An 18,993-nucleotide genomic window follows, 5' to 3' on the forward strand; every position below is an offset into this window, starting at 1 on the left:
AGTTGGTGCGGTCCCGCGTCACGGAAGCTCGCACATCAGTGGGTCGCGGAGACGGGAAGCAGCAATGAGGGGGCTGGGTGTGGTGCGGCGGCTTGCCGGGAGATCGCGCAGGCGGTCACCCGGCGGCTTGCTCGGCCACTGATCAGGGGTGTTCGGACAGGTTTCCGCTCGCCGACGGCTTGGTGTGCCGGGCTTCACTGGAAGGGCCGGCTCCGCCACGCCCGCGGCCCGAGGTGGTCAAGAAGGGCGCGGATGCGGTCGAGGCGCGCAGGACGAGGTCGACCGGCGGATCTTGCGCCGGAGGCAGGTCCACGTCGGGCTTCTCGATGGCGTGTACGAGACGTCTGAGTCCTTCCTGGGCCACGGCGTCGAAGGGCTGGCGCATCGTGGTCAGGGGAGGGGTGATGTAGGCGGCGACAGGGACGTCGTCGAAGCCGATGACACTGACGTCCTCCGGCACCCGGCGGCCGGCTTCCGTGAGCGCGTGGATCAGCCCGATGGCCATGTCGTCGTTGGCCGCGAACACCGCGGTCACATCCGGGTCGGCGGCCAGTTCGCGGCCAACCGTGTATCCGGACGCGGCCGACCAGTCGCCCTCGACGACCGGCGGCTCGCTTCGGCCCCGGGCGGCCAGCGCCGCCCGCCATCCTTCCAGCCGGTCCCTGGCGGCGTACCACCGCTGTGGCCCGGCGAGGTGATGGACGGTCGCGTGTCCGAGATCAAGGAGGTGATCGGTGGCCGCGCGGGCCAGCAGATCGGCGCCCACCCCTGCGGCCAGGGTGCGCGCGGCCTCGACGGGCGCGGGTGCGCCGAGGACGAGGACCGGCACGTCGACACCGACCGGGACCGCTCCGCCACCCCCTTCCTCGTCGATCGGCTCGGAGATGACGATGCCGTCCACGCCCTGCTCGAGGAGCGAGGTGACGGCTCCGGCAATGCCGCCTGGATCGCCTTCCAGGGTGTTGACCACGCGGAGCGCGTAACCCGTGCCCCGGGCGGCTCGCTCGATGCCCATGAGCAGTGACGCGGGCCCGTACAGAGCCGTACCTAGCGTCACCACACCGATCGACCGGGTCCGTCCCGAGGCCAGTGCCCGGGCCGCGTGGTTCAACCGGTAGCCGATCTTCTCGGCTGCCGCGAGAACGCGTCGGCGCGCGTCGGCGGAGACGTACGGCTCGTTGTTGAAGACCCGCGACACCGTTTTCTGCGATACCCCGGCCAACCGGGCCACATCCACGCTCCGGGGCGCGCCGGTACCGCCGGCCCATCCTTGCGGTTGCGTCATGATGCCTCCGATGGCCGAGCCCCCGGCAGAGGGCCTGTAGGTCTGACTGCGCAGCCATGTCTACGCAGTCAGACGGTAACCGTCAAGCCCCCGGAACATTTTCGTAACGCAACCTGGACCCGGACCGGCACCTGTGCCCTCCCGCTACGATCAACCGGGCAAGCACCCGCGCGGCACCACGTGCGTCCCACCAGGTGCCGCCGCCCTGCTCGCTGCCGCGCACAGCCCTTCACCTGCGACGACGCACATGCGTCACGCATCGCGCAGACGGCCGTGCCGCCCGGTTTCTCCGCGGCGGCGTTGCCTCGCGCCTGCGGTTCTTCCGCTTCCCGGCGCCTCATCACCCGGACGTCTTCACCTGGACGTCTCATCACATCGAAGGAACAGACAGCCGATGGCCATGTCCACTGCCAATTGGGCGAGAAACATAGAATTCAACGCCGAGCGATTCCACGAGCCCGTGTCCGTCGACGAGTTGCGGCGCATCGTCGCCGGCAGCGCCTCATTGAGAGTCCTCGGCACCGGGCACTCGTTCAACGCCATAGCGGACACACGGGGCGACTTGGTCTCCCTGGCCCGTCTGCCGAAGGTGGCGGAGCTGGACGAGCAGGAGGCCACGGTCACCGTGAGCGCAGGGCTGCGGTTCGCGGAGCTCACCGAGGTGCTGCACCGGTCGGGCTTCGCCCTGCACAATCTGGGCTCGCTGCCGCACATCTCGGTCGCGGGGGCGTGCGCCACCGGCACCCACGGTTCAGGGGTGGGCAACGGCTGCCTGGCGTCGGCGGTCCGTGCGATCGAGCTGGTCACCGCCGAAGGTGAGCTGGTGACCATCGAGCGAGATGCTCCGGACTTCTCCGGTACGGTCGTCTCCCTGGGCGCCCTCGGGGTGGTCACCCGGATCACCCTGGACCTGGTGCCGGCGTTCGAGGTGCGGCAATGGGTCTACGAAGGACTGCCGACGGCCGCGCTGCGTGAGCGGTTCGACGAGGTCATGGCGGCGGCTTACAGCGTCAGCCTCTTCACGGACTGGCGCACGGACCGGATCAACCAGGTCTGGGTCAAGCGGACGGCACCCGAGGAGGCACCCGAGCGGTGGCTGGCCGCCCGGCTCGCCGACGGCCCACGTCACCCGGTGCCGGGCATGCCCGCCGAGCAGTGCACCGAGCAGCTGGGCACGCCCGGCCCCTGGCATGCACGGCTGCCCCACTTCCGGATGGGCTTCACCCCGAGCAGCGGCGACGAACTCCAGTCGGAGTACTTCGTGGACCGCGCGGACGCCGTGGCGGCTTTCGACGCCGTGAACGCGATCCGTGAGCGGATCTCCCCCGTCCTGCAGGTCGGTGAGATCCGTACGGTCGCGGCCGACCGCCTGTGGTTGAGTCCGGCGTACGAGCGGGATGCCGTCGCGTTCCATTTCACCTGGCGCCCCGACGCGGTACGCGCGACGGAGGCGGCCCGGGCCGTCGAGAGGGCTTTGGCGCCCTTCGCCGCCCGACCGCACTGGGGCAAGGTCTTCACCGCCGATCCGGAGACCCTGCGAGGGCTGTACCCCCGCCATGACGCGTTCCGGGGGCTGCTGGCACGGCTCGACCCGTCGGGGAAGTTCCGCAACGAGTTCGTCGAGCACTACTTTCCCACTGGGCAGGACCCGGCACCGCACCTCGCACGCGGGACGAGAAACCCAGGACAGAACTCTTGACGGCTCCGCTCTGACTGCGTAGACATGACTGCGCAATCAGACATGACTGCGCAGTCAGGCGTTGATGCCGCCCACAGGCCGCTCCGCCGTGCGAGGTTCCCGACTTCTCGGACCGGCGCCGCGGCACGCATCCAGGCGGACAACCGCCAGTCAAGTCTCGACTAATGGTCGACATATCGAACAAGGGGGCGTCATCGTGGTGAACGCCGGACACGCTGAGCACCAGCATTCCGATCGCTACGTCGTAGGAGTCGACTTCGGGACGCTGTCCGGACGGGCCGTGGTGGTCCGGGTCGGTGACGGCGCGGAGGTGGCGGCAGCCGAGTACGCGTACCCGCACGCGGTCCTCGACCGGGAACTGCCCGACGGAACCCCGCTGCCCGCCGACTGGGCCCTGCAGGTCCCCGCCGACTACATCGGAGTCCTGCGGCACGCGGTCCCGGAAGCGCTGTCCCGTTCCGGCGTACGGTCCGAACAGGTGATCGGCATCGGCACCGACTTCACCGCCTGCACGGTCCTGCCAGTGCTCGCCGACAGCACTCCCATGTGCGAGCTTCCCGGCCTCGAGAGCCGCCCGCACGCGTACGTGAAGCTGTGGCGTCACCACGCCGCGCAGGGCCAGGCCGACCGGATCAACGCACTGGCCGCCGAGCGCAAGGAGCCGTGGCTGGAGCTGTACGGCGGAAAGATCTCCTCGGAGTGGGAGTTCGCCAAGGCGCTGCAGGTGCTGGAGGAGGACCCGGAGATCTACCACCGCACCGAGCGGTGGGTGGAGGCCGCCGACTGGATCGTGTGGCGGCTGTGCGGCACATATGTCCGCAACGCCTGCACCGCCGGGTACAAGGGCCAGTACCAGAACGGCGCCTACCCCGCGCCCGACTACCTCGCCGCCCTGAATCCCGGCTTCGCCGGCTTCGTGTCCGAGAAGCTGGACCAGCCCATCGGCCGGCTCGGCGACCTGGCAGGGCGGTTGACGGCCGAGGCGGCGGCCTGGACGGGTCTGCCGGAGGGCATCGCGGTGTGTGTCGGCAACGTCGACGCCCATGTCACCGCGCCCGCCGCCGCCGCGGTCGAGCCAGGCCGGATGGTGGCCATCATGGGCACGTCCACCTGCCACGTGATGAGTTCCGGCCGGCGGGCGAGCGTTCCGGGCATGTGCGGTGTGGTCGACGGCGGCATCCTGCCCGGGCTATGGGGCTACGAGGCCGGGCAGAGCGGTGTCGGTGACATCTTCGCCTGGTTCCTGCGCACAGGGTTCCCCGCCGAGTACGCCGAACGTGCCAAGCTCCTGGGACAGATCCCGCACGAGTATCTGACCACCCTCGCGGCGCGGCAGAAGGTGGGCGAGCACGGCCTGATCGCCCTGGACTGGCACAGCGGCAACCGGTCCGTCCTGGTGGACCACGACCTCAGCGGCGTCGTGGTGGGCCTCACCCTGTCCACCCGGCCCGAGGACGTCTACCGGGCCCTGCTGGAGGCGACCGCCTTCGGCACCCGCACCATCATCGAGGCGTTCGAGACGTCCGGCGTCCCGGTCGAGGAACTGATCATCGCGGGCGGTCTGACGAAGAACGCGCTGCTCATGCAGATCTACGCCGACGTCACCCGCCGCCCGCTCAGCGTCGTCGACTCCACGCAGGGGCCCGCTCTCGGAGCGGCGATGCACGCCGCTGTCGCGGCGGGCGCCTACGCCGACATCCGGGCCGCGGCCCAGGCGATGGGCAAGGTGCGCAAGGCCGTCCACTTGCCCGACTCCGAGCGGGCCGAGGCATACGACCGCCTCTACGCCGAGTACCGCCTGCTCCACGACTACTTCGGACGCGGCGCCAACGAGGTCATGCACCGTCTGCGCCGACTGCGCGCCGAGGCGTCCGCGTGAGCCGGACCGTGAACCGCCCGTGCCCCACAGCCCTGTGAGAGGAAGCATCATGACCACAGCAGCCCAGCCGTACGACAGCCACGAGATCTGGTTTCTCACCGGAAGTCAGGGGCTGTACGGCGACGACGTCCTGCGCCAGGTCGCCGATCAGTCCCGGAGCATCGCCGAGATCCTGGGAGCCCCAGGCAAGATCCCCGTGCGTCTCGTGTGGAAGCCGGTGCTCACCGACGCCGAGTCGATCCGCCGGCTGTGCCTGGAGGCGAACGCGTCGGACGCCTGCGTGGGCGTGATCGTGTGGATGCACACGTTCTCCCCGGCGAAGATGTGGATCGCGGGGCTCAGCGCCCTCGACCGGCCGGTGCTGCACCTGCACACCCAGTACAACCTGTCGCTGCCCTGGTCGAGCATCGACATGAACTACATGAACCTCAACCAGGCCGCTCACGGCGACCGGGAGTTCGCCCACATCGAAACCCGGCTCGGTATCGACCGGAAGATCGTCGCCGGGCACGCCACGGACGCCCGGGTGGTGAGGCGGATCGCCACCTGGGCCCGCGCCGCCGCAGGCCGTCACGCCTCCCGCACCCTGCGCCTGGCCCGCTTCGGCGACAACATGCGCGACGTCGCCGTGACCGAGGGCGACAAGGTCGAGGCCCAGATAAGGTTCGGATTCTCCGTCAACACCTACGGCGTCAATGACCTGGTGTCGGTCATCGACGAGATCGAGGACAAGGCGGCCGCCGAACTCGCAGCAGAGTATTGCGAGTTGTACGACGCCGTCCCGGCGCTGCGCCCGGACGGTGTCCTGCACGAGTCACTGGTCTACGCGGCCCGGCAGGAACTCGGCCTGCGTGCCTTCCTCACCGACGGCGGCTTCACCGCCTTCACCACCAACTTCGAGGACCTCGGCGGCTTGCGCCAGCTCCCCGGCATCGCCGTCCAACGGCTGATGGCCGACGGGTACGGCTTCGGCGGCGAGGGCGACTGGAAGACCTCCGCCCTGCTGCGGGTGATGAAGGTCATGGGTGCCGGACTGCCCGGCGGCACCACCTTCATGGAGGACTACACCTACCACCTCGGCCCCGGCACCCCGCGCATCCTCGGCGCTCACATGCTGGAGGTCTGCCCCTCCGTGGCCGCCGCCCGGCCCAGCTGCGAGATCCACCCCCTCTCCATCGGTGGCCGCGAGGACCCGGTCCGCCTGGTCTTCGACGCCGCCGAGGGCCCCGCCGTGGTCGTCGGCCTCTCCGACCTGGGCGACCGCTTCCGGCTGACCGCCAACGAGGTCGACGTCGTCGGCCCGAGCGAGCGCCTGCCGCGGCTCCCGGTGGCCCGCGCCGTGTGGAAGCCGCGCCCCTCGCTGGCTGAGTCCGCCGAGAGCTGGCTCCTCGCCGGCGCACCGCACCACACGGTGCTCAGCTCGGCCGTCGACGCCGAGACCCTCGCCGACTACGCCGCCATGGCCGGCGTGGAACTGCTGACGATCGGGGCGGACACCACATACGACCAGTTGGCCAAGGAGATCCGCTGGAACGCGGCGTACCAGCGACTGGCTCAGGCCCTGTGACATACGACCGGCACAGCCCTGTGAGATACGACCGGCACGAAGGAGACATGCCCATGACCACCACCGTGCGCGACGGCCTGAGGCAGGAGGTGCTGGAGGCGAACCTCGCCATCCCCCAGATCGGGCTCGCCACCCTGACGTGGGGAAACGTCAGCGGAGCCGACCGCGATGCGGGCGTCTTCGTCATCAAGCCCTCGGGCGTGCGCTATGAGGACCTGACGATCGACGACCTGGTGACGGTACGGCTGTCCGACGGCGCGGTGGTCGAGGGAAACCTGCGTCCTTCCACCGACACCGAGACCCACCGCTGCCTGTACCTCGCGTTCCCGTCCATCGGCGGGGTCACGCACACCCACTCCACCCACGCCGTCGCCTTCGCCCAGGCACGCCGGGACGTCCCCGTCCTCGGCACCACCCACGCGGACACCTTCAACGGGCCCATCCCGTGCACCTCTGATCTCACCCCGGAGCAGTGCAAGAAGGACTACGAGTACAACACCGGCCGCGTCATCGTGGACCTGCTCGACGGGGACGACCAACGGGCCCTGGAGGTTCCCGCCGCGCTCGTGGCCAACCACGGACCGTTCACCTGGGGCACGTCGGCCCGCAAGTCCCTGGAACACGCGATCATCTGCGAGGCCGTCGCCGACATCGCCCTGCACACCCTGTCCCTGGCACCTGAGGGACTGCCACCCCGCCACCTCCTGGAGAGGCACTACACCCGCAAGCACGGTCCCGACGCCTACTACGGCAACCCGGGAAGGGCGGCGTCCAGGTGAGGTCCGGACCCGCCGGCCCGGCCGTCGAGCGGCTCCTGGCCCCCTACCGGCCGGCGGGCCCGAGTCGGCGACGTGGGCGCGCTCGGCGCCGCAGGGGAACCGGCCCTCGCGTACGGGGGCGGTGACGGAGTCCATCGGCATCAGGCGGCTTCACCGAGACCGGTGGTGCTCAGGTCAGGTCAGGTCCGCTCCTGCTCCCGCAACGCGGTGAAGTCGACGTCGAGTTCCGGGTGGTACGCGTCAGGCTCGATGCCGAGTTCGTGCGTGCCGCACTCGCCGAACCGCCTGATGTGCTCGGTCAGGTACGGCGAGACGTGGGCACCCCCGGCTCAGCTGTAGTAAGCGGTCCTCTCCACGCACCCCCCGGAGACCGATCCGACGGCCGTCCCTGCGGTGTCGACCGCGAGCGCGGCGCCGGGCCCGCGGGGCGCGCTGCCCCCGACCGCCACCACGGTGGCCACCGCGAAGTCGCGGTCCTGCCTGACCTACCGGTTCAGCTCCTCGGCGATGTCCAGCATCTTCCGATCTCCTGGTCGGTCCGGGCCGACGACGCCCGACGAACAGCGGCCAGCCGTCCGGTGATCAGTTCCTCAGCCTCCGCCACGATGCGTCGCACGACGTCCCCGACGGTCGGAATGTCGTCGATGAGGCCCTGGGCCAAGCCGGCACTCCAGATGCCGGCGTCCAGGTCCCCGACCTCGAACACCCTGCGCCCCCGAGCGCCAGCGACCAGGTCCCGTACGTCCGAGAACTCCCCTCCATCGCGGAGTATGTCGACGACCTTCCGGCTGACGGAGTTGCTCGCCACCCGGGCGGTGTTGCGCAGGGGGCGGAAGATCAGCTCGGTGTCGAGTTCGCTGTTGGCGACAATCTGTTCCTTGACGCGCCGGTGCACGGGGGATTCCGCGGTGCATAGGAAGCGGGTGCCCATGTTGATGCCCTCGGCCCCCAGGGCGAGGGCGGCCACCAGGCCGCGGCCGTCAGTGAACCCGCCGGAGGCTATCACCGGAACGGATACCCACTGCGTGGTCGCGGGAATGAGGACCAGGCCGGGGATGTCGTCCTCACCGGGGTGGCCGGCGCACTCGAACCCGTCGATGCTCACCCCGTCGACGCCGATCCTCTCGGCCTTCACCGCGTGCCGGACGCTGGTGCACTTGTGTAGCACCTTCACCCCGTGGGCGCGGAACTCCGGGAGGTGTTCCTCGGGGTTGAAGCCGGCGGTCTCGACGACCTTCACGCCGGATTCGATGATCGCGCGCCGGTACTCGCCGTACGGAGGCGGGTTGATCGACGGCAGGATGGTCAGGTTGACGCCGAACGGCTTGTCCGTCAGCTCCCGGCACCGCGCGATCTCCTCGACGAGCGCCTCTGGCGTCGGCTGGGTGAGCGCCGTCAGGAAACCGAGCGCGCCCGCCTTGGCCACCGCGGCGACGAGTTCGGCCCGACCCACCCACTGCATGCCGCCCTGGACGACCGGGTGTTCCACACCGAACGTCTCGCAGAATCGTGTGGTCAGCATCGCGACCTCTACAGTCCGTAGGTCTTGCCGATGATGTCCCGCTGGATCTCGCTCGTTCCGCCGTACACCGTGGAGACGACGGTCGAACGGAACAGGGCTTCCATGCCGTACTCCGTGGCGTAGCCGTAGCCGCCCATCATCTGCATGCCCTCCAGGGTCACGTGCTTGGCTAGCTCGGTGCACTTGAGCTTTGCCATGGACGCTTCGCGCGCGAACACCCGGCCGGGTTCGGCGTCGATCGCGGCGGCGACGTCGTCGAGAAGCAGTTGGGCACATTCGAGTTCGGTGGCCATGTCGGCGATCCGGTGCTTGAGCGCCTGGAAGGAGCCGATGGGGCGGCCAAACTGTTCGCGCTGGCGGACGTAGGTGAGGGTGTCGTCGAAGGCCCGTTGCGCGACGCCCAGCATCAGGGCGGAGAGGATCATCCGTTCGAGGTTCAGTCCGGTCATGAGCTGCGTCCAGCCCTGTCCGGGCTCGCCGACGACCGCGGAGTCCGGTACGAAGCAGTCTGTGAAGTAGAGATCGTTGACGTCCTTGCCGCCCATGGTGTCGATGCCCCTGACCTGGAGGCCTTCGGCGTCGGCCGGCACCATGAACTGGGTGAGCCCGTGGTGTTTCGACACGCCCTGCTCCGTACGGGCGATCAGCAGGATGTGGTCGGCGAAGTGCGCGTTGGAGCACCAGGTCTTCTGGCCGTTGACCAGGTAACCGCCGCTGGTGCGTTCGGCACGACAGGTCAGCGCGCCCACGTCGGAGCCGGCGCCCGGTTCCGACATCGAGATGGCCTCGACCCGGCCGGCGGCCACGCCTTCGAGGACGGTGCGCTTCTGCTCCTCGGTGCCGAACTTCTCGTAGGCGGAGGCCGCGATGACGGTGGTCCCGAAACCGCTGATGGGCGCCAGCCCGTACGAGGTCTCCTGGAGGAACAGGCAGAGATCGGTCATCCCCTGCCCCGCGCCTCCGTACTCCTGCGGGATGGCAATGCCGAGCCAGCCCAGCCCCGCCATCTTCTCGTACAGCTTCTGGTTGTGCTGTTCCTGACCGTTGGCGGTCAGTGTGTCGCGCTGTTCCTTGGTCCCGCATTCGCGGCGGCAGAAGTCGGCGATCGCCTTGAGCAGATCGCGGCGCTCGTCCGACAGGACTCGGGGCATGAGGTTCTCTCCTCGGCAAGTGCGGCTAGAGGTTGTCCCGTAACTGCTGGTCAGAGGTGGGATGATCTTGTTGTGGCTGGTGTGATCACGGCGTCGGAGCCCTCGTGGATAGGGCCGTTCACTGGGCTGAGTCCGCGGCAGTTCAACAAGCTGATCACTGCGCTGCGGCGTGAGGGAGCCGATCCGGTCCGTAAGGGCCGGCCGTGGTCGCTGCCGTTGGAGGACCGGGTGCTGCTGGTGGCCGCGTACTGGCGCACCAACCTCACCCTGCGCCAGCTCGCTCCACTGTTCGGCGTCTCCAAGTCGGCCGCCGACCGGATCGTCGCCCACCTCGGACCAGCTCTTGCGCTCCAGCCCCGGCGGCGGTTCCGCAAGGACACGGTGCTCATCGTGGACGGCACGCTGGTCCCCACCCGCGACCGGGCCGTGGCTGCCTCCGGCAAGAACTACCGCTACTCCACCAACCACCAGGTCGTCATCGACGCCGACACCCGCCTGGTCGTCGCCGTCGGCAGGCCGCTGCCGGGCAACCGCAACGACTGCCGGGCCTGGGAGGACTCCGGCGCCAAGGCCGCCGTCGGCACCACCCCCACGGTGATCGCCGACGGCGGCTACCGGGGCACCGGCCTGACCATCCCGCACTACCGCCGGCACAAGGACGAGGAACTGCCGACCTGGAAGGAGGAGCACAACGCCTCCCACCGCAAGGTCCGCGCCCGCGTCGAGCACACCTTCGCCCACATGAAGAGCTGGAAGATCCTGCGCGACTGCCGCCTCAGAGCCGACGGCGTCCACCACGCCATGCTCGGCATCGCCCGCCTGCACAACCTCACCCTCGCCGGATGACAGGCAAACGAGCAGCTCAACCGGCATGTCACAGGGCATTTACGGGACACGGTCTAGGTGCTGCAGAGACAGAACGGCTGCAGTACTCGCGAGACATCGGCTGCCGTTCCCGTCGGCTGCATCTCGCGTCGGAGATGTCTATACGGTTCCTGGACAAGGCAGGAAGCGCAAGAGCAACGTTTCGAAACTTTTTTCGTGCCGGTGGGAAGGGTCGGACCGGCACCGCACAGCGCTCGGCCTCGGGCCGGCCTGGTCGCCGCCTACGACGGGGACGGCCCGCGTTGTGCCGCGAAAGAGAGGCGCAGCTCCCCATCGGCAGATCCGCGGCGCGGCACAGCCTGTCGATCGACACTGCGCGTGGCCGTCCGTCGGCTGCGGACGACCGTGCGGCCCCGCGCCTTCCACCGTCCCGATCTGCGGGTGCAGGTGGGCACGTTCCCGTACGCCGACCGCGCGGACGGCCGGAACCCGGGCCGTCGGACGGGCGTTGCGCCATCTCTTGACGGCTACCGGGCCGGTTCCTACAGTCCAGTCCATCCAGCGTTACTTGTTTTCGCGCAAAATTTCGGAGCGACGTGCAGTCCGCCTTTCCCGGCCCTGTCGAGAGGACCGATGGAGCACCATGAGCTATGCCAGACGACGGGCGTTGATCGTGCGCGGCGGTCTGGAGGGCTACAGCCCCGTCCAGACCACTGACCTCTTCCTGCCCTTCCTCGACCGGCACGGATTCGACGTGGTCATCGAGGACTGCCTGGAGGTCTACGAGGACGAGAAGTTTCTGGCCGAGACGGATCTTGTGGTCCAGTGCTGGTCCGGGGGCGAGATCACGCCCAAGGAGAGCGCCGGACTTCGGGCCGCCGTCAGGGGCGGCATGGGACTCGCGGGCTGGGGCGCTGGGCTGGTGGACGCATTCCGGGAAGACTTCGACTACCAGTTGCTCGTCGGAGGGAGGTTCCAGCTCGACCCGTCGGAGTCCGGCCGTCGCCGGGTGCGACTGGCCGCGGAGCACAGCGACCACCCTGTGATCAGCGGGTTGTCCGACTTCGAGGCCCGCTCCGAGCGGTACTGGCTGCTCAGCGATCCCCTGATCGACGTTTTGGCGACCGTCACCGTCGACGGCGACGAGAACCGGCCGGGTGTCACGTCCGTACCGGCGGTATGGACGAGGACGTGGGGGCGCGGCCGGGTCTTCGCCTCCGTCTTCGGCCACGCACCCAACGACTTCGACACCCCGCAGGTGCGCGCGCTCACCGAGCGCGGGCTGCTGTGGGCCAGTCGGTGAGGCACGCTGAAACGGCGGACGAAGCGGCGGAAGTCGTGACGGAGGCCGCAACGCCGGCAACCGTGTGCCCGAGGTCCGTCCTGACGGACGCCAAGCGGGTCGTCCACGCCGCTTCCAGGGGCGCCCTGATGTCCTCCACTATGATTTTCTAGCTTCAGTATCGGTTGTTTCGAAACTTTTGCATTTCGAGTGCCAGTACTCGTCCAGCGCCCCCAGCCGGCGACGGCATCCCTCCCCCAGCGGGATCTGCCGTCGCTCGTCGCCCGCATCGCACCGTGGAAGAGAAGCCATGTCAACAGCCACACCGAGACCCTTGCGGGTCACCGTCTGGAACGAGGGACGGTACGAGCAGCAGAACCCCGAGGTCGCGGCGCGCTACCCCGAGGGCATACACGGGGCGGTGGCGGGGGCCGTCGCCGAGCATCTGGGCGGGACGGCCGAGGTGCGGACCGCGACGCTGGACGAACCGGAGCACGGGCTGACCGAGGACGTGCTGGCCGCGACGGACGTGCTGACGTGGTGGGGGAACCTGGCACACCGCGAGGTGTCGGACGAGGTGGTCAAGCGGGTGCACCGCCGGGTGCTGGCCGGAATGGGCCTGGTCGTGCTGCACTCCGGGCACTTGTCGAAGATCTTCACCCGGCTCATGGGCACGACCTGCACGCTGCGCTGGCGCAGCGGACGCGATCGCGAAGTGGTCTGGACGGTGGCCCCCACGCATCCCGTGGCGGCCGGCGTACCCCACCCGTTCGTCATCGACGAGCAGGAGATGTACGGGGAGTACTTCGACATCCCCGTCCCCGACGAACTGGTCTTCCTCAGCTCCTTCAGCGGCGGCGAGGTGTTCCGCAGCGGCTGTGCCTTCCGGCGCGGCCACGGAAAGATCTTCTACTTCAGTCCCGGGGACCAGGACTATCCCGTCTACCACCATCCCCACGTCCGCCGCGTCATCGCCAACGCGGTGCGCTGGGCGGCGCCCGAGGCCGACCGGACGGTCCCCAGGCTGATCCACAGCGAATCCGGCTGGTTCGAACGGGGCGGCGACCAGGCGTGAGATCCCAGACCTTCAGAACGATCCCGTCCGACCGCGGTCCCTTGCGCGTCCTGGTCGTGGGGGCCGGCCGCATGGCCCGTGTCTGGATCCGGGCCGTCCTGGCCTCGCCGGACACGGAACTCGCGGGCGTCGTCGACCGCGTCCCCGCCCACGCCGAGGCCCTCGTGCACCGGTTGGGCGTGCCGGGAACGCCCACCGGTCACGACCTGGCCTCGCTGGCGGCGGCCACGCGTCCCGACGCCGTCGTGGACGTGACCGTCCCCGAGGCCCACCTGCCCGTGACACTGGCGGCACTGGCCCTCGGACTGCCCGTCCTGGGCGAGAAACCCGTAGCCGCCACGGTGCCCGAGGCACTGCGGCTGGCCGCCGCGTCCGAGGCGGCGGGCGAACTGTTCATGGTCAGCCAATCGCGGCGGTACAACCGGCACCTAGACGCCCTCCGGGACCGCGCGCACCTGCTCGGCCGGCCGGGCATCCTCACCACCGACTTCTTCCGGGCCCCGCATTTCGGCGGATTCCGCGAGACCATGGCCCATCCGCTCCTGCTCGACATGGCGATCCACCCGTTCGACACCGCCCGCTGGCTCCTGAACGCCGATCCCGTGTCGGTGCGCTGCGAGGAGTACAACCCCTCTTGGAGCTGGTACGCGGGCGACGCCGCCGCCACGGCCGTCTTCGAGATGGCCGGCGGCATCAGGTACGTGTACAACGGCAGTTGGTGCAGCGGTGGCTTGGAGACCTCCTGGAACGGGGCCTGGCGGCTCAGCGCCGAGCTAGGGTCGGCCGTCTGGGACGGCGAGGGCCCGCCCGAGACCGAGCTTCACGAGTCCGAGGGCCGGCTGCCGCCGCAGAGCGGGACCGGGAGCGACGACGGCGTTCCGGAAGGAGTGGCGGGCGCGCTGGCCGAGTTCGTCCACGCACTGCGCACCGGCGTCACGCCCACCGGGGAAGTGCACCGCAACGTGCTCAGCCTCGCTATGGTGACGGCCGCCGTGGCCTCCGCGCGAACGGACCGCCGCGTGCACATCGAGCCGCTCCTCGACGAGGCAATGGCCGAGGCGCTCGCTACCGCCACCGGACCGGAAGCGGCACGTCTGCGTGCCTGGCCGTCGGTGGGCGAAGCTCTGGCCGTCACACCGAAAGGACTGAACCGTGCTGGATGACATCACGTCGGCGGACAGCGGTCTGCGAGCCGCGAACCGGCTGCCGCGGCCCACTCTGGCCCAGATCGCCAAGACGGCGGGAGTGTCGGTGTCCACCGTCTCCAAGGTCCTCAACGACCGGACCGACGTCTCGCAGGACACGCGCGCCAAGGTGGACTCGGCCCTGCGTGAGCACCGGTACGTCCGTCGCGGCATCTCCGCCGAGGGACCGACCGTCCGGACCGTCGACCTGGTGGTGAGCGGGCTCGACGGCTCCTGGCCCGCCAGCGTCGCCAGCGGCATGGAGGCGGCGGCGTACGAGGCCGGCGTCCACGTGGTGATCTCGGTGGCGCGCACCTCCCCGCCCGTCGGCAGGCACCGGGGGCGGGACTGGGTGGACCGCATCCTCGAACGCGGCAGCGCCGGGGTGGTTCTGGGCCTGATCGAACCGACGGAGGACCAGCTGACGAGGTTGCGGCGGGCACAGGTACCGTGCGTCGTCATCGACCCGCTCAGCGACCCGTCGCCCGATGTGATGTCCGTGGGCACGACGAACTGGGCCGGCGCCTACGAGGGGACCGCTCACCTCCTGGAGCTGGGTCACCGCCGCATCGGACTGGTGACGGGTCCGCCCGACCACCTCTATGCCCGAGCCCGGCTTGCGGGCTACCGCTCGGCGATGGCCGCCGCGGGCGTCGAGGTATCGCCGGAACTGCTGCGGCACGGCACCTACGAGCGGGCCAGCGGCGCCGAGCAGGTCAGGGCTCTGCTCACACTGCCCGAGCCCCCGACCGCCCTCTTCATCTGCTCCGACCACTTGGCCATCGGCGGGTACGAGGCGCTGGCCGAGGCCGGTCTGCGCGTGCCCGACGACGTCAGCGTGATCGGCTTCGACGACCTGCCCGAAGCCCGCTGGGTCCATCCCGCCCTGACGACCGTGCGCCAGCCGCTCAAGGAGATGGGCCGAAGCGCCCTGCGCACCCTGCTCAGACTGATCGACGGTGAGGAACTGGAGAGCCGCCGGGTCGAGCTGGCGACCACCCTCGTGGTCCGGGACAGTACGGCCGCACACAAGAAGGCGTAACGGTCGGCGCACGACCGCGCACAGTTGTTCCAACCGAGGCAGCTCCCGTCTCCTTTCCGGTCGACGGCAGCCGATGCGCGTCGTCGCATTCGTGGTGGGTCCCCGGTTCACGGAAAGCGTCTGCGGATGCGTGCAGCCCTCCACCGCCTGATGCCGGACCGCGTCATACCTCTCGGAGCAGTGGCGCGAGGCACCGGCCGAGCCGGGTGATCAAGATTGCGAGCCATGCCCCTGGTTGCGGTGACCACAGCGCGATCTTTCACCGAATCTCGTCCGATATGGGCTGCAATTTGGATCACAAGAAGGGTTTACGCAAAGCCTTAAGCAAAAGTATCGAGGTCTGTATGCTTATACCTGGAGAGAGCCATCACAACATGAGGAGACGCGGAGTTGACCATGGAACCGGTAGGCGCGGGCGCCCTTCTGGCGCTACTGCGCAACGGCCAGGCGCAGACCCGCGCCGAATTGGCGCAACTCACCGGTCTCTCCAGGTCCACGGTGGCCCAGCGCATCGATGCCCTTCTCGAGCACCGGTGGATCGTGCCGAAGGAGGACGCGGTCTCCTCGGGCGGCCGACCCGCTGTGTCGTTCGCCTTCAATGCCGGCGCCAGGGTCGTGCTCTCCGCCGACGTCGGCACCAGACAGACTCGGGTCGCCGTGACCGACCTGGCAACCCAGGTGCTGGCCGAACGCAGCCAGGACATGGCCATCAGCGAGGGACCCGAGTACGTCCTGAAGTGGCTTGTCCAGGAGTTCGAGAACCTGTTGGCTGAAACCGGACACAGTTTCGCCGACGTATGCGGGATCGGTATCGGCCTCCCAGGCCCCGTCGAGCACACGACCGGCCGGCCCGTCAACCCGCCGGTCATGTCCGGCTGGGACGGCTTCGATGTACCGGGCTGGTTCGAACACAGATCGGGAGCGCCCGTCCTGGTCGACAACGCCGTCAACGTGATGGCTCTCAGCGAGCACGAAGCGCTCAGTCCCCAGGCCGAGCACCTGCTCTTCGTCAAAGTCGGTACCGAGATCGGCTGCGGCATCATCACCGAGCACCGCCTCCACCGCGGCGCCCAGGGGGCGGCCGGAGACATCGGCCACATCCAGGTCACCACTGCGCCGGAGCGGGTCTGCCGCTGCGGCAATATCGGCTGCCTGGAAGCCGTCGCCAGTGGATGGGCGATCGCAGAACGGCTGCGGGACCTTGGCGAGGACGCTGCCGACAGCCAGGACGTGGTCAGACTGGTCCGGGCCAGAAACGCCGCCGCGATACAAATGATCCGTCAAGCCGGCCGGGACATCGGAGACGTACTGGCATCGCTGGTGAACTTCTTCAACCCCGGCGCGATCGTCATAGGCGGTGACCTCTCCGACGTCGGCGAGCACCTCCTGGCCGGCGTGCGGGAAGCCATCTACAGCCGCTCCCTCCCCCTGGTCACCCAACACCTGAACATTCGTGTCCGCCAGTTGGGGGACCGCGCCGGCGTGATCGGAGCGTCCCTCATGGTGATCCAGCACGCGCTCAGCCCCGCTGCGGTCGACCGCGCGGTGGCCGACGGATAGGCCCACCACTCGTCCGCTTTCGACGTGCCTCTCCCCCCGGAGGACCAAACGGTTCCGGCCCCGCCGCGGTGAGTCCGGAACCCGCCGACATCCTGGCAGTTGAGAGAGCCCGATCATCGGCATCGAGAAGCCCGCCGAGCGCCCGCAGCGGAGTTCCCGCTGCCATGGGCGGCGAGGCTGCCCATGCTTCTCACGGCAGGCCCTACTTCCGGGTGGCTCCGTTCCAGCAGTACCGGATTGGGGTCCCCGGCGACACAGCTTCGGCCCTGACTTCCGACCGTCAAGACCCGACCATAGGTTTAAGCACTGCACCCTTTTGCTTGACTCTGAACATAAGTTGGCGGATCATATTACTTAACACGGGCAACCCCCCGCCCGAGTTCCAGCCGATGGCCCTCGACATCGGTAGGCCACGCCGAGGCACTTCAACCCGAGCCGTACAGGCACTCCCGGGCCCTCCGATCCGGAACCTTGCGGTTGCCACCCTCCCGGATGAGGTGCCCGGCGTGGCTCACGGGCCCTAGTCCCGCGTGACCTGCTCATGAGATCGCCCCGCCGACGAGTGGCCGGTGCCGACGATCGAATCCGGCCGGTTGGTGACCACCGCGCGCTACCAGGTCGGTAAGTATCTGCGCAGTCTCCTGCACGGCCTTCTCCTCGATGTCGACGAAGGCGGCGGCAATACCGAGGCGGCGAAGGCCCGGGCGGCTGCCAGGACCATGCCGGAGGGCCTGCCCGTGATGAAGGCGGTCCGGCCCGTTAAGTCGTAGGTGGGGTTCGAGAGGGTGCCCTTCGGCGAGGCCGAGGATCAGCAGGCCTTCGGAGGCGGACGGGCCGTCCTTGTTCGAGCCGGAGCGGCCGAGCGCCTTGAGGTGGGGCATGTGGTCGAGCAGGCGGGGGGTGAGGCCCACGACGTCGAGGACGAGCAGGGGGGTGGGGCCGTCGTGGGCGCCGGTGGCGTGCGCGGGGGTGCTCATGGGAGTTCCTTCAGGCCGAGGTCCGTCAGGAGGTCGCGGGCGAGGGCGAGTTCGGCGGCGATGCCGTCGGCGAGCTGGGCGCGGCCCCGGGGGCGCAGTTCAGGCGGGAGGGCCTGCCAGGTGTACGTCTCGACCTCCAGATGGTGCGTACGCGCGACGGGCCCGCCGACCAGATGGGCCAGGCAGTCCCGGAGCGCGGGTCGCGTGGATGTCAACGGCCCGGTGGAGACCGCGTGCAGGGGCATGTGGAAGTGGGTCCGCCAGGGTGCGTTGACCGGCAGGCCTCCGAGGCGGAGGGCCTCCCCCACATCGTCGACGCCTCGGATTCCGGTCTCCGTCCTCACCCGTGTCTGGTGCAAAAATCGGGGCTCGTCGAAGGCCGCCAGCGCTCGGCGCGCCTCGGGCAGGTGCGGCTCCTCCACATGCAGGGCGGCCGACAACTGAGCCTTGACGATGCGGATGTCCGCGGCCTGGAGCGCGCCGAACGCGGTCGCCGGGATCTCGAAGGAGGTGGCGAGGTGGCAGGTGTCGACACAGACACCGATCCGGTCGTGGCCGACTTCGGAGAGAGGGCCGATCGCATCGGCCGTGGTCTCCACAATGCAGCCCGGCTCCGGCTCCAACCCGATGCGAATGGACCGTCCGGTGAACCGCTCCATGGTGTCGAGGAATTCGGCCAAGGAGGAGAGCGCCCTCTTGGCGACCACGGCCGACGAATGGTCGAATGAGGTCCGCCAGGCGAGGGGAAGGGTGGAGATGCTGCCCTCGGCGACGTCGTCCGGCAGGAGTTCGGTCAGCAGGCGGGCCAGGTCGGCGGTGTACTGGAGGCGTTCGGGGTCCGCCCAGTCGGGCTTGTAGACGCGGTACTTGACCTCGCCGGAACCGAAGCCCTCGTAGGGGAAGCCGTTGAGGGTGACCACCTCCAGGCGTCGGTGCTTCAGCTCTGCCCGGAGCGTCCGCAAGGCGGAGGGGTCGTTGATCAGCGTGTGGGCGGCGTCCTTGGCGAGCCACAGTCCGATGCCGAGGCGGTCGCGGCCGAGGCGGAGGCGGACGGGCTCGCAGTGGTCCCGGAGCTGGGCGAGGACGCCGTCGAGGGTCTCGGCGGGGTGCACGTTGGTGCAGTAGGCGAGGTGGACGGTGGTGCCGTCCGGATGGCGGAAGCGCAT

General features: G+C 69.3%; 15 protein-coding genes and 1 pseudogene. 10 read left to right on the forward strand and 6 right to left on the reverse strand.

What is annotated here, in order from left to right; all coding sequences use genetic code 11:
• Positions 1 to 142 precede the first annotated feature (142 nt).
• Entirely contained in the window at positions 143 to 1,285 is a 1,143-nt protein-coding gene (locus tag ACIF8T_RS34460) for a LacI family DNA-binding transcriptional regulator (protein ID WP_400040646.1), read from the reverse strand.
• 394 nt (positions 1,286 to 1,679) lie between these two features.
• Here ACIF8T_RS34460 and ACIF8T_RS34465 point away from each other — a divergent pair, with 394 nt between their 5' ends.
• The 4 genes from ACIF8T_RS34465 (at position 1,680) to araD (ending at position 7,209) form a co-directional block, all read left to right on the forward strand.
• Positions 1,680 to 2,984, forward strand: a complete 1,305-nt coding sequence (locus ACIF8T_RS34465) for an FAD-binding protein (RefSeq protein ID WP_400040648.1) — start codon at positions 1,680 to 1,682, stop codon at positions 2,982 to 2,984.
• Positions 2,985 to 3,180: 196 nt separating this feature from the next.
• Entirely contained in the window at positions 3,181 to 4,863 is a 1,683-nt protein-coding gene (araB, locus tag ACIF8T_RS34470) for a ribulokinase (RefSeq protein WP_400040650.1), read from the forward strand.
• Between the two features lie 49 nt (positions 4,864 to 4,912).
• A complete protein-coding gene (gene araA / locus ACIF8T_RS34475; RefSeq protein WP_400040652.1) occupies positions 4,913 to 6,430 on the forward strand; it encodes an L-arabinose isomerase in 1,518 nt (505 codons plus the stop codon).
• Positions 6,431 to 6,483: 53 nt separating this feature from the next.
• Positions 6,484 to 7,209 carry an L-ribulose-5-phosphate 4-epimerase AraD gene (araD, locus tag ACIF8T_RS34480; protein ID WP_400040654.1) on the forward strand — a complete coding sequence of 242 codons (726 nt, stop codon included), beginning with the start codon at positions 6,484 to 6,486 and terminating at the stop codon, positions 7,207 to 7,209.
• Positions 7,210 to 7,547: 338 nt separating this feature from the next.
• Here the strand turns inward: araD and ACIF8T_RS34485 are convergent.
• The 3 genes and pseudogenes from ACIF8T_RS34485 to ACIF8T_RS34495 all read right to left on the reverse strand — a co-directional run.
• A pseudogene (locus ACIF8T_RS34485) lies at positions 7,548 to 7,727 on the reverse strand (XdhC family protein); the annotation flags it as partial.
• Positions 7,703 to 8,731, reverse strand: a complete 1,029-nt coding sequence (locus tag ACIF8T_RS34490) for an NAD(P)H-dependent flavin oxidoreductase (RefSeq protein WP_400040656.1) — start codon at positions 8,729 to 8,731, stop codon at positions 7,703 to 7,705. The gene ACIF8T_RS34490 and the pseudogene ACIF8T_RS34485, both read right to left, overlap by 25 nt.
• Positions 8,732 to 8,739: 8 nt before the next feature.
• Complete coding sequence (locus tag ACIF8T_RS34495; RefSeq protein ID WP_400040658.1) at positions 8,740 to 9,882, reverse strand: acyl-CoA dehydrogenase family protein; 1,143 nt, start codon at positions 9,880 to 9,882, stop codon at positions 8,740 to 8,742.
• 72 nt (positions 9,883 to 9,954) lie between these two features.
• Here ACIF8T_RS34495 and ACIF8T_RS34500 point away from each other — a divergent pair, with 72 nt between their 5' ends.
• From ACIF8T_RS34500 to ACIF8T_RS34525, 6 genes are all read left to right on the forward strand, one after another.
• Positions 9,955 to 10,728, forward strand: a complete 774-nt coding sequence (locus ACIF8T_RS34500) for a transposase (protein ID WP_400040659.1) — start codon at positions 9,955 to 9,957, stop codon at positions 10,726 to 10,728.
• Positions 10,729 to 11,350: 622 nt separating this feature from the next.
• Positions 11,351 to 12,010, forward strand: coding sequence for a ThuA domain-containing protein (locus ACIF8T_RS34505; RefSeq protein ID WP_400040661.1), 660 nt, complete (start codon positions 11,351 to 11,353; stop codon positions 12,008 to 12,010).
• A 289-nt stretch (positions 12,011 to 12,299) separates the two neighbouring features.
• Entirely contained in the window at positions 12,300 to 13,064 is a 765-nt protein-coding gene (locus ACIF8T_RS34510) for a ThuA domain-containing protein (RefSeq protein ID WP_400040663.1), read from the forward strand.
• Between the two features lie 71 nt (positions 13,065 to 13,135).
• The gene (locus tag ACIF8T_RS34515) at positions 13,136 to 14,227 is read left to right on the forward strand and encodes a Gfo/Idh/MocA family protein (RefSeq protein WP_400040665.1); all 1,092 of its coding nucleotides are present in this window, start codon (positions 13,136 to 13,138) and stop codon (positions 14,225 to 14,227) included.
• A 40-nt stretch (positions 14,228 to 14,267) separates the two neighbouring features.
• Positions 14,268 to 15,290: a LacI family DNA-binding transcriptional regulator gene (locus tag ACIF8T_RS34520; protein ID WP_400040711.1), complete on the forward strand. Its 1,023-nt coding sequence runs from the start codon at positions 14,268 to 14,270 to the stop codon at positions 15,288 to 15,290.
• A gap of 396 nt (positions 15,291 to 15,686) precedes the next feature.
• Entirely contained in the window at positions 15,687 to 16,850 is a 1,164-nt protein-coding gene (locus ACIF8T_RS34525) for an ROK family protein (RefSeq protein WP_400040713.1), read from the forward strand.
• Positions 16,851 to 17,389: 539 nt separating this feature from the next.
• Here ACIF8T_RS34525 and ACIF8T_RS34530 read toward each other — a convergent pair.
• Positions 17,390 to 17,827, reverse strand: coding sequence for a hypothetical protein (locus ACIF8T_RS34530; protein WP_400040717.1), 438 nt, complete (start codon positions 17,825 to 17,827; stop codon positions 17,390 to 17,392).
• On the reverse strand, positions 17,824 to 18,993 hold the full coding sequence (eboE, locus tag ACIF8T_RS34535) for a metabolite traffic protein EboE (protein WP_400040667.1): 1,170 nt from the start codon (positions 18,991 to 18,993) through the stop codon (positions 17,824 to 17,826). The genes ACIF8T_RS34530 and eboE overlap by 4 nt, the downstream gene beginning before the upstream one ends.

The organism is Streptomyces sp. NPDC085946 (genome assembly GCF_044540485.1).
Taxonomy (GTDB): Bacteria; Actinomycetota; Actinomycetes; order Streptomycetales; family Streptomycetaceae; genus Streptomyces.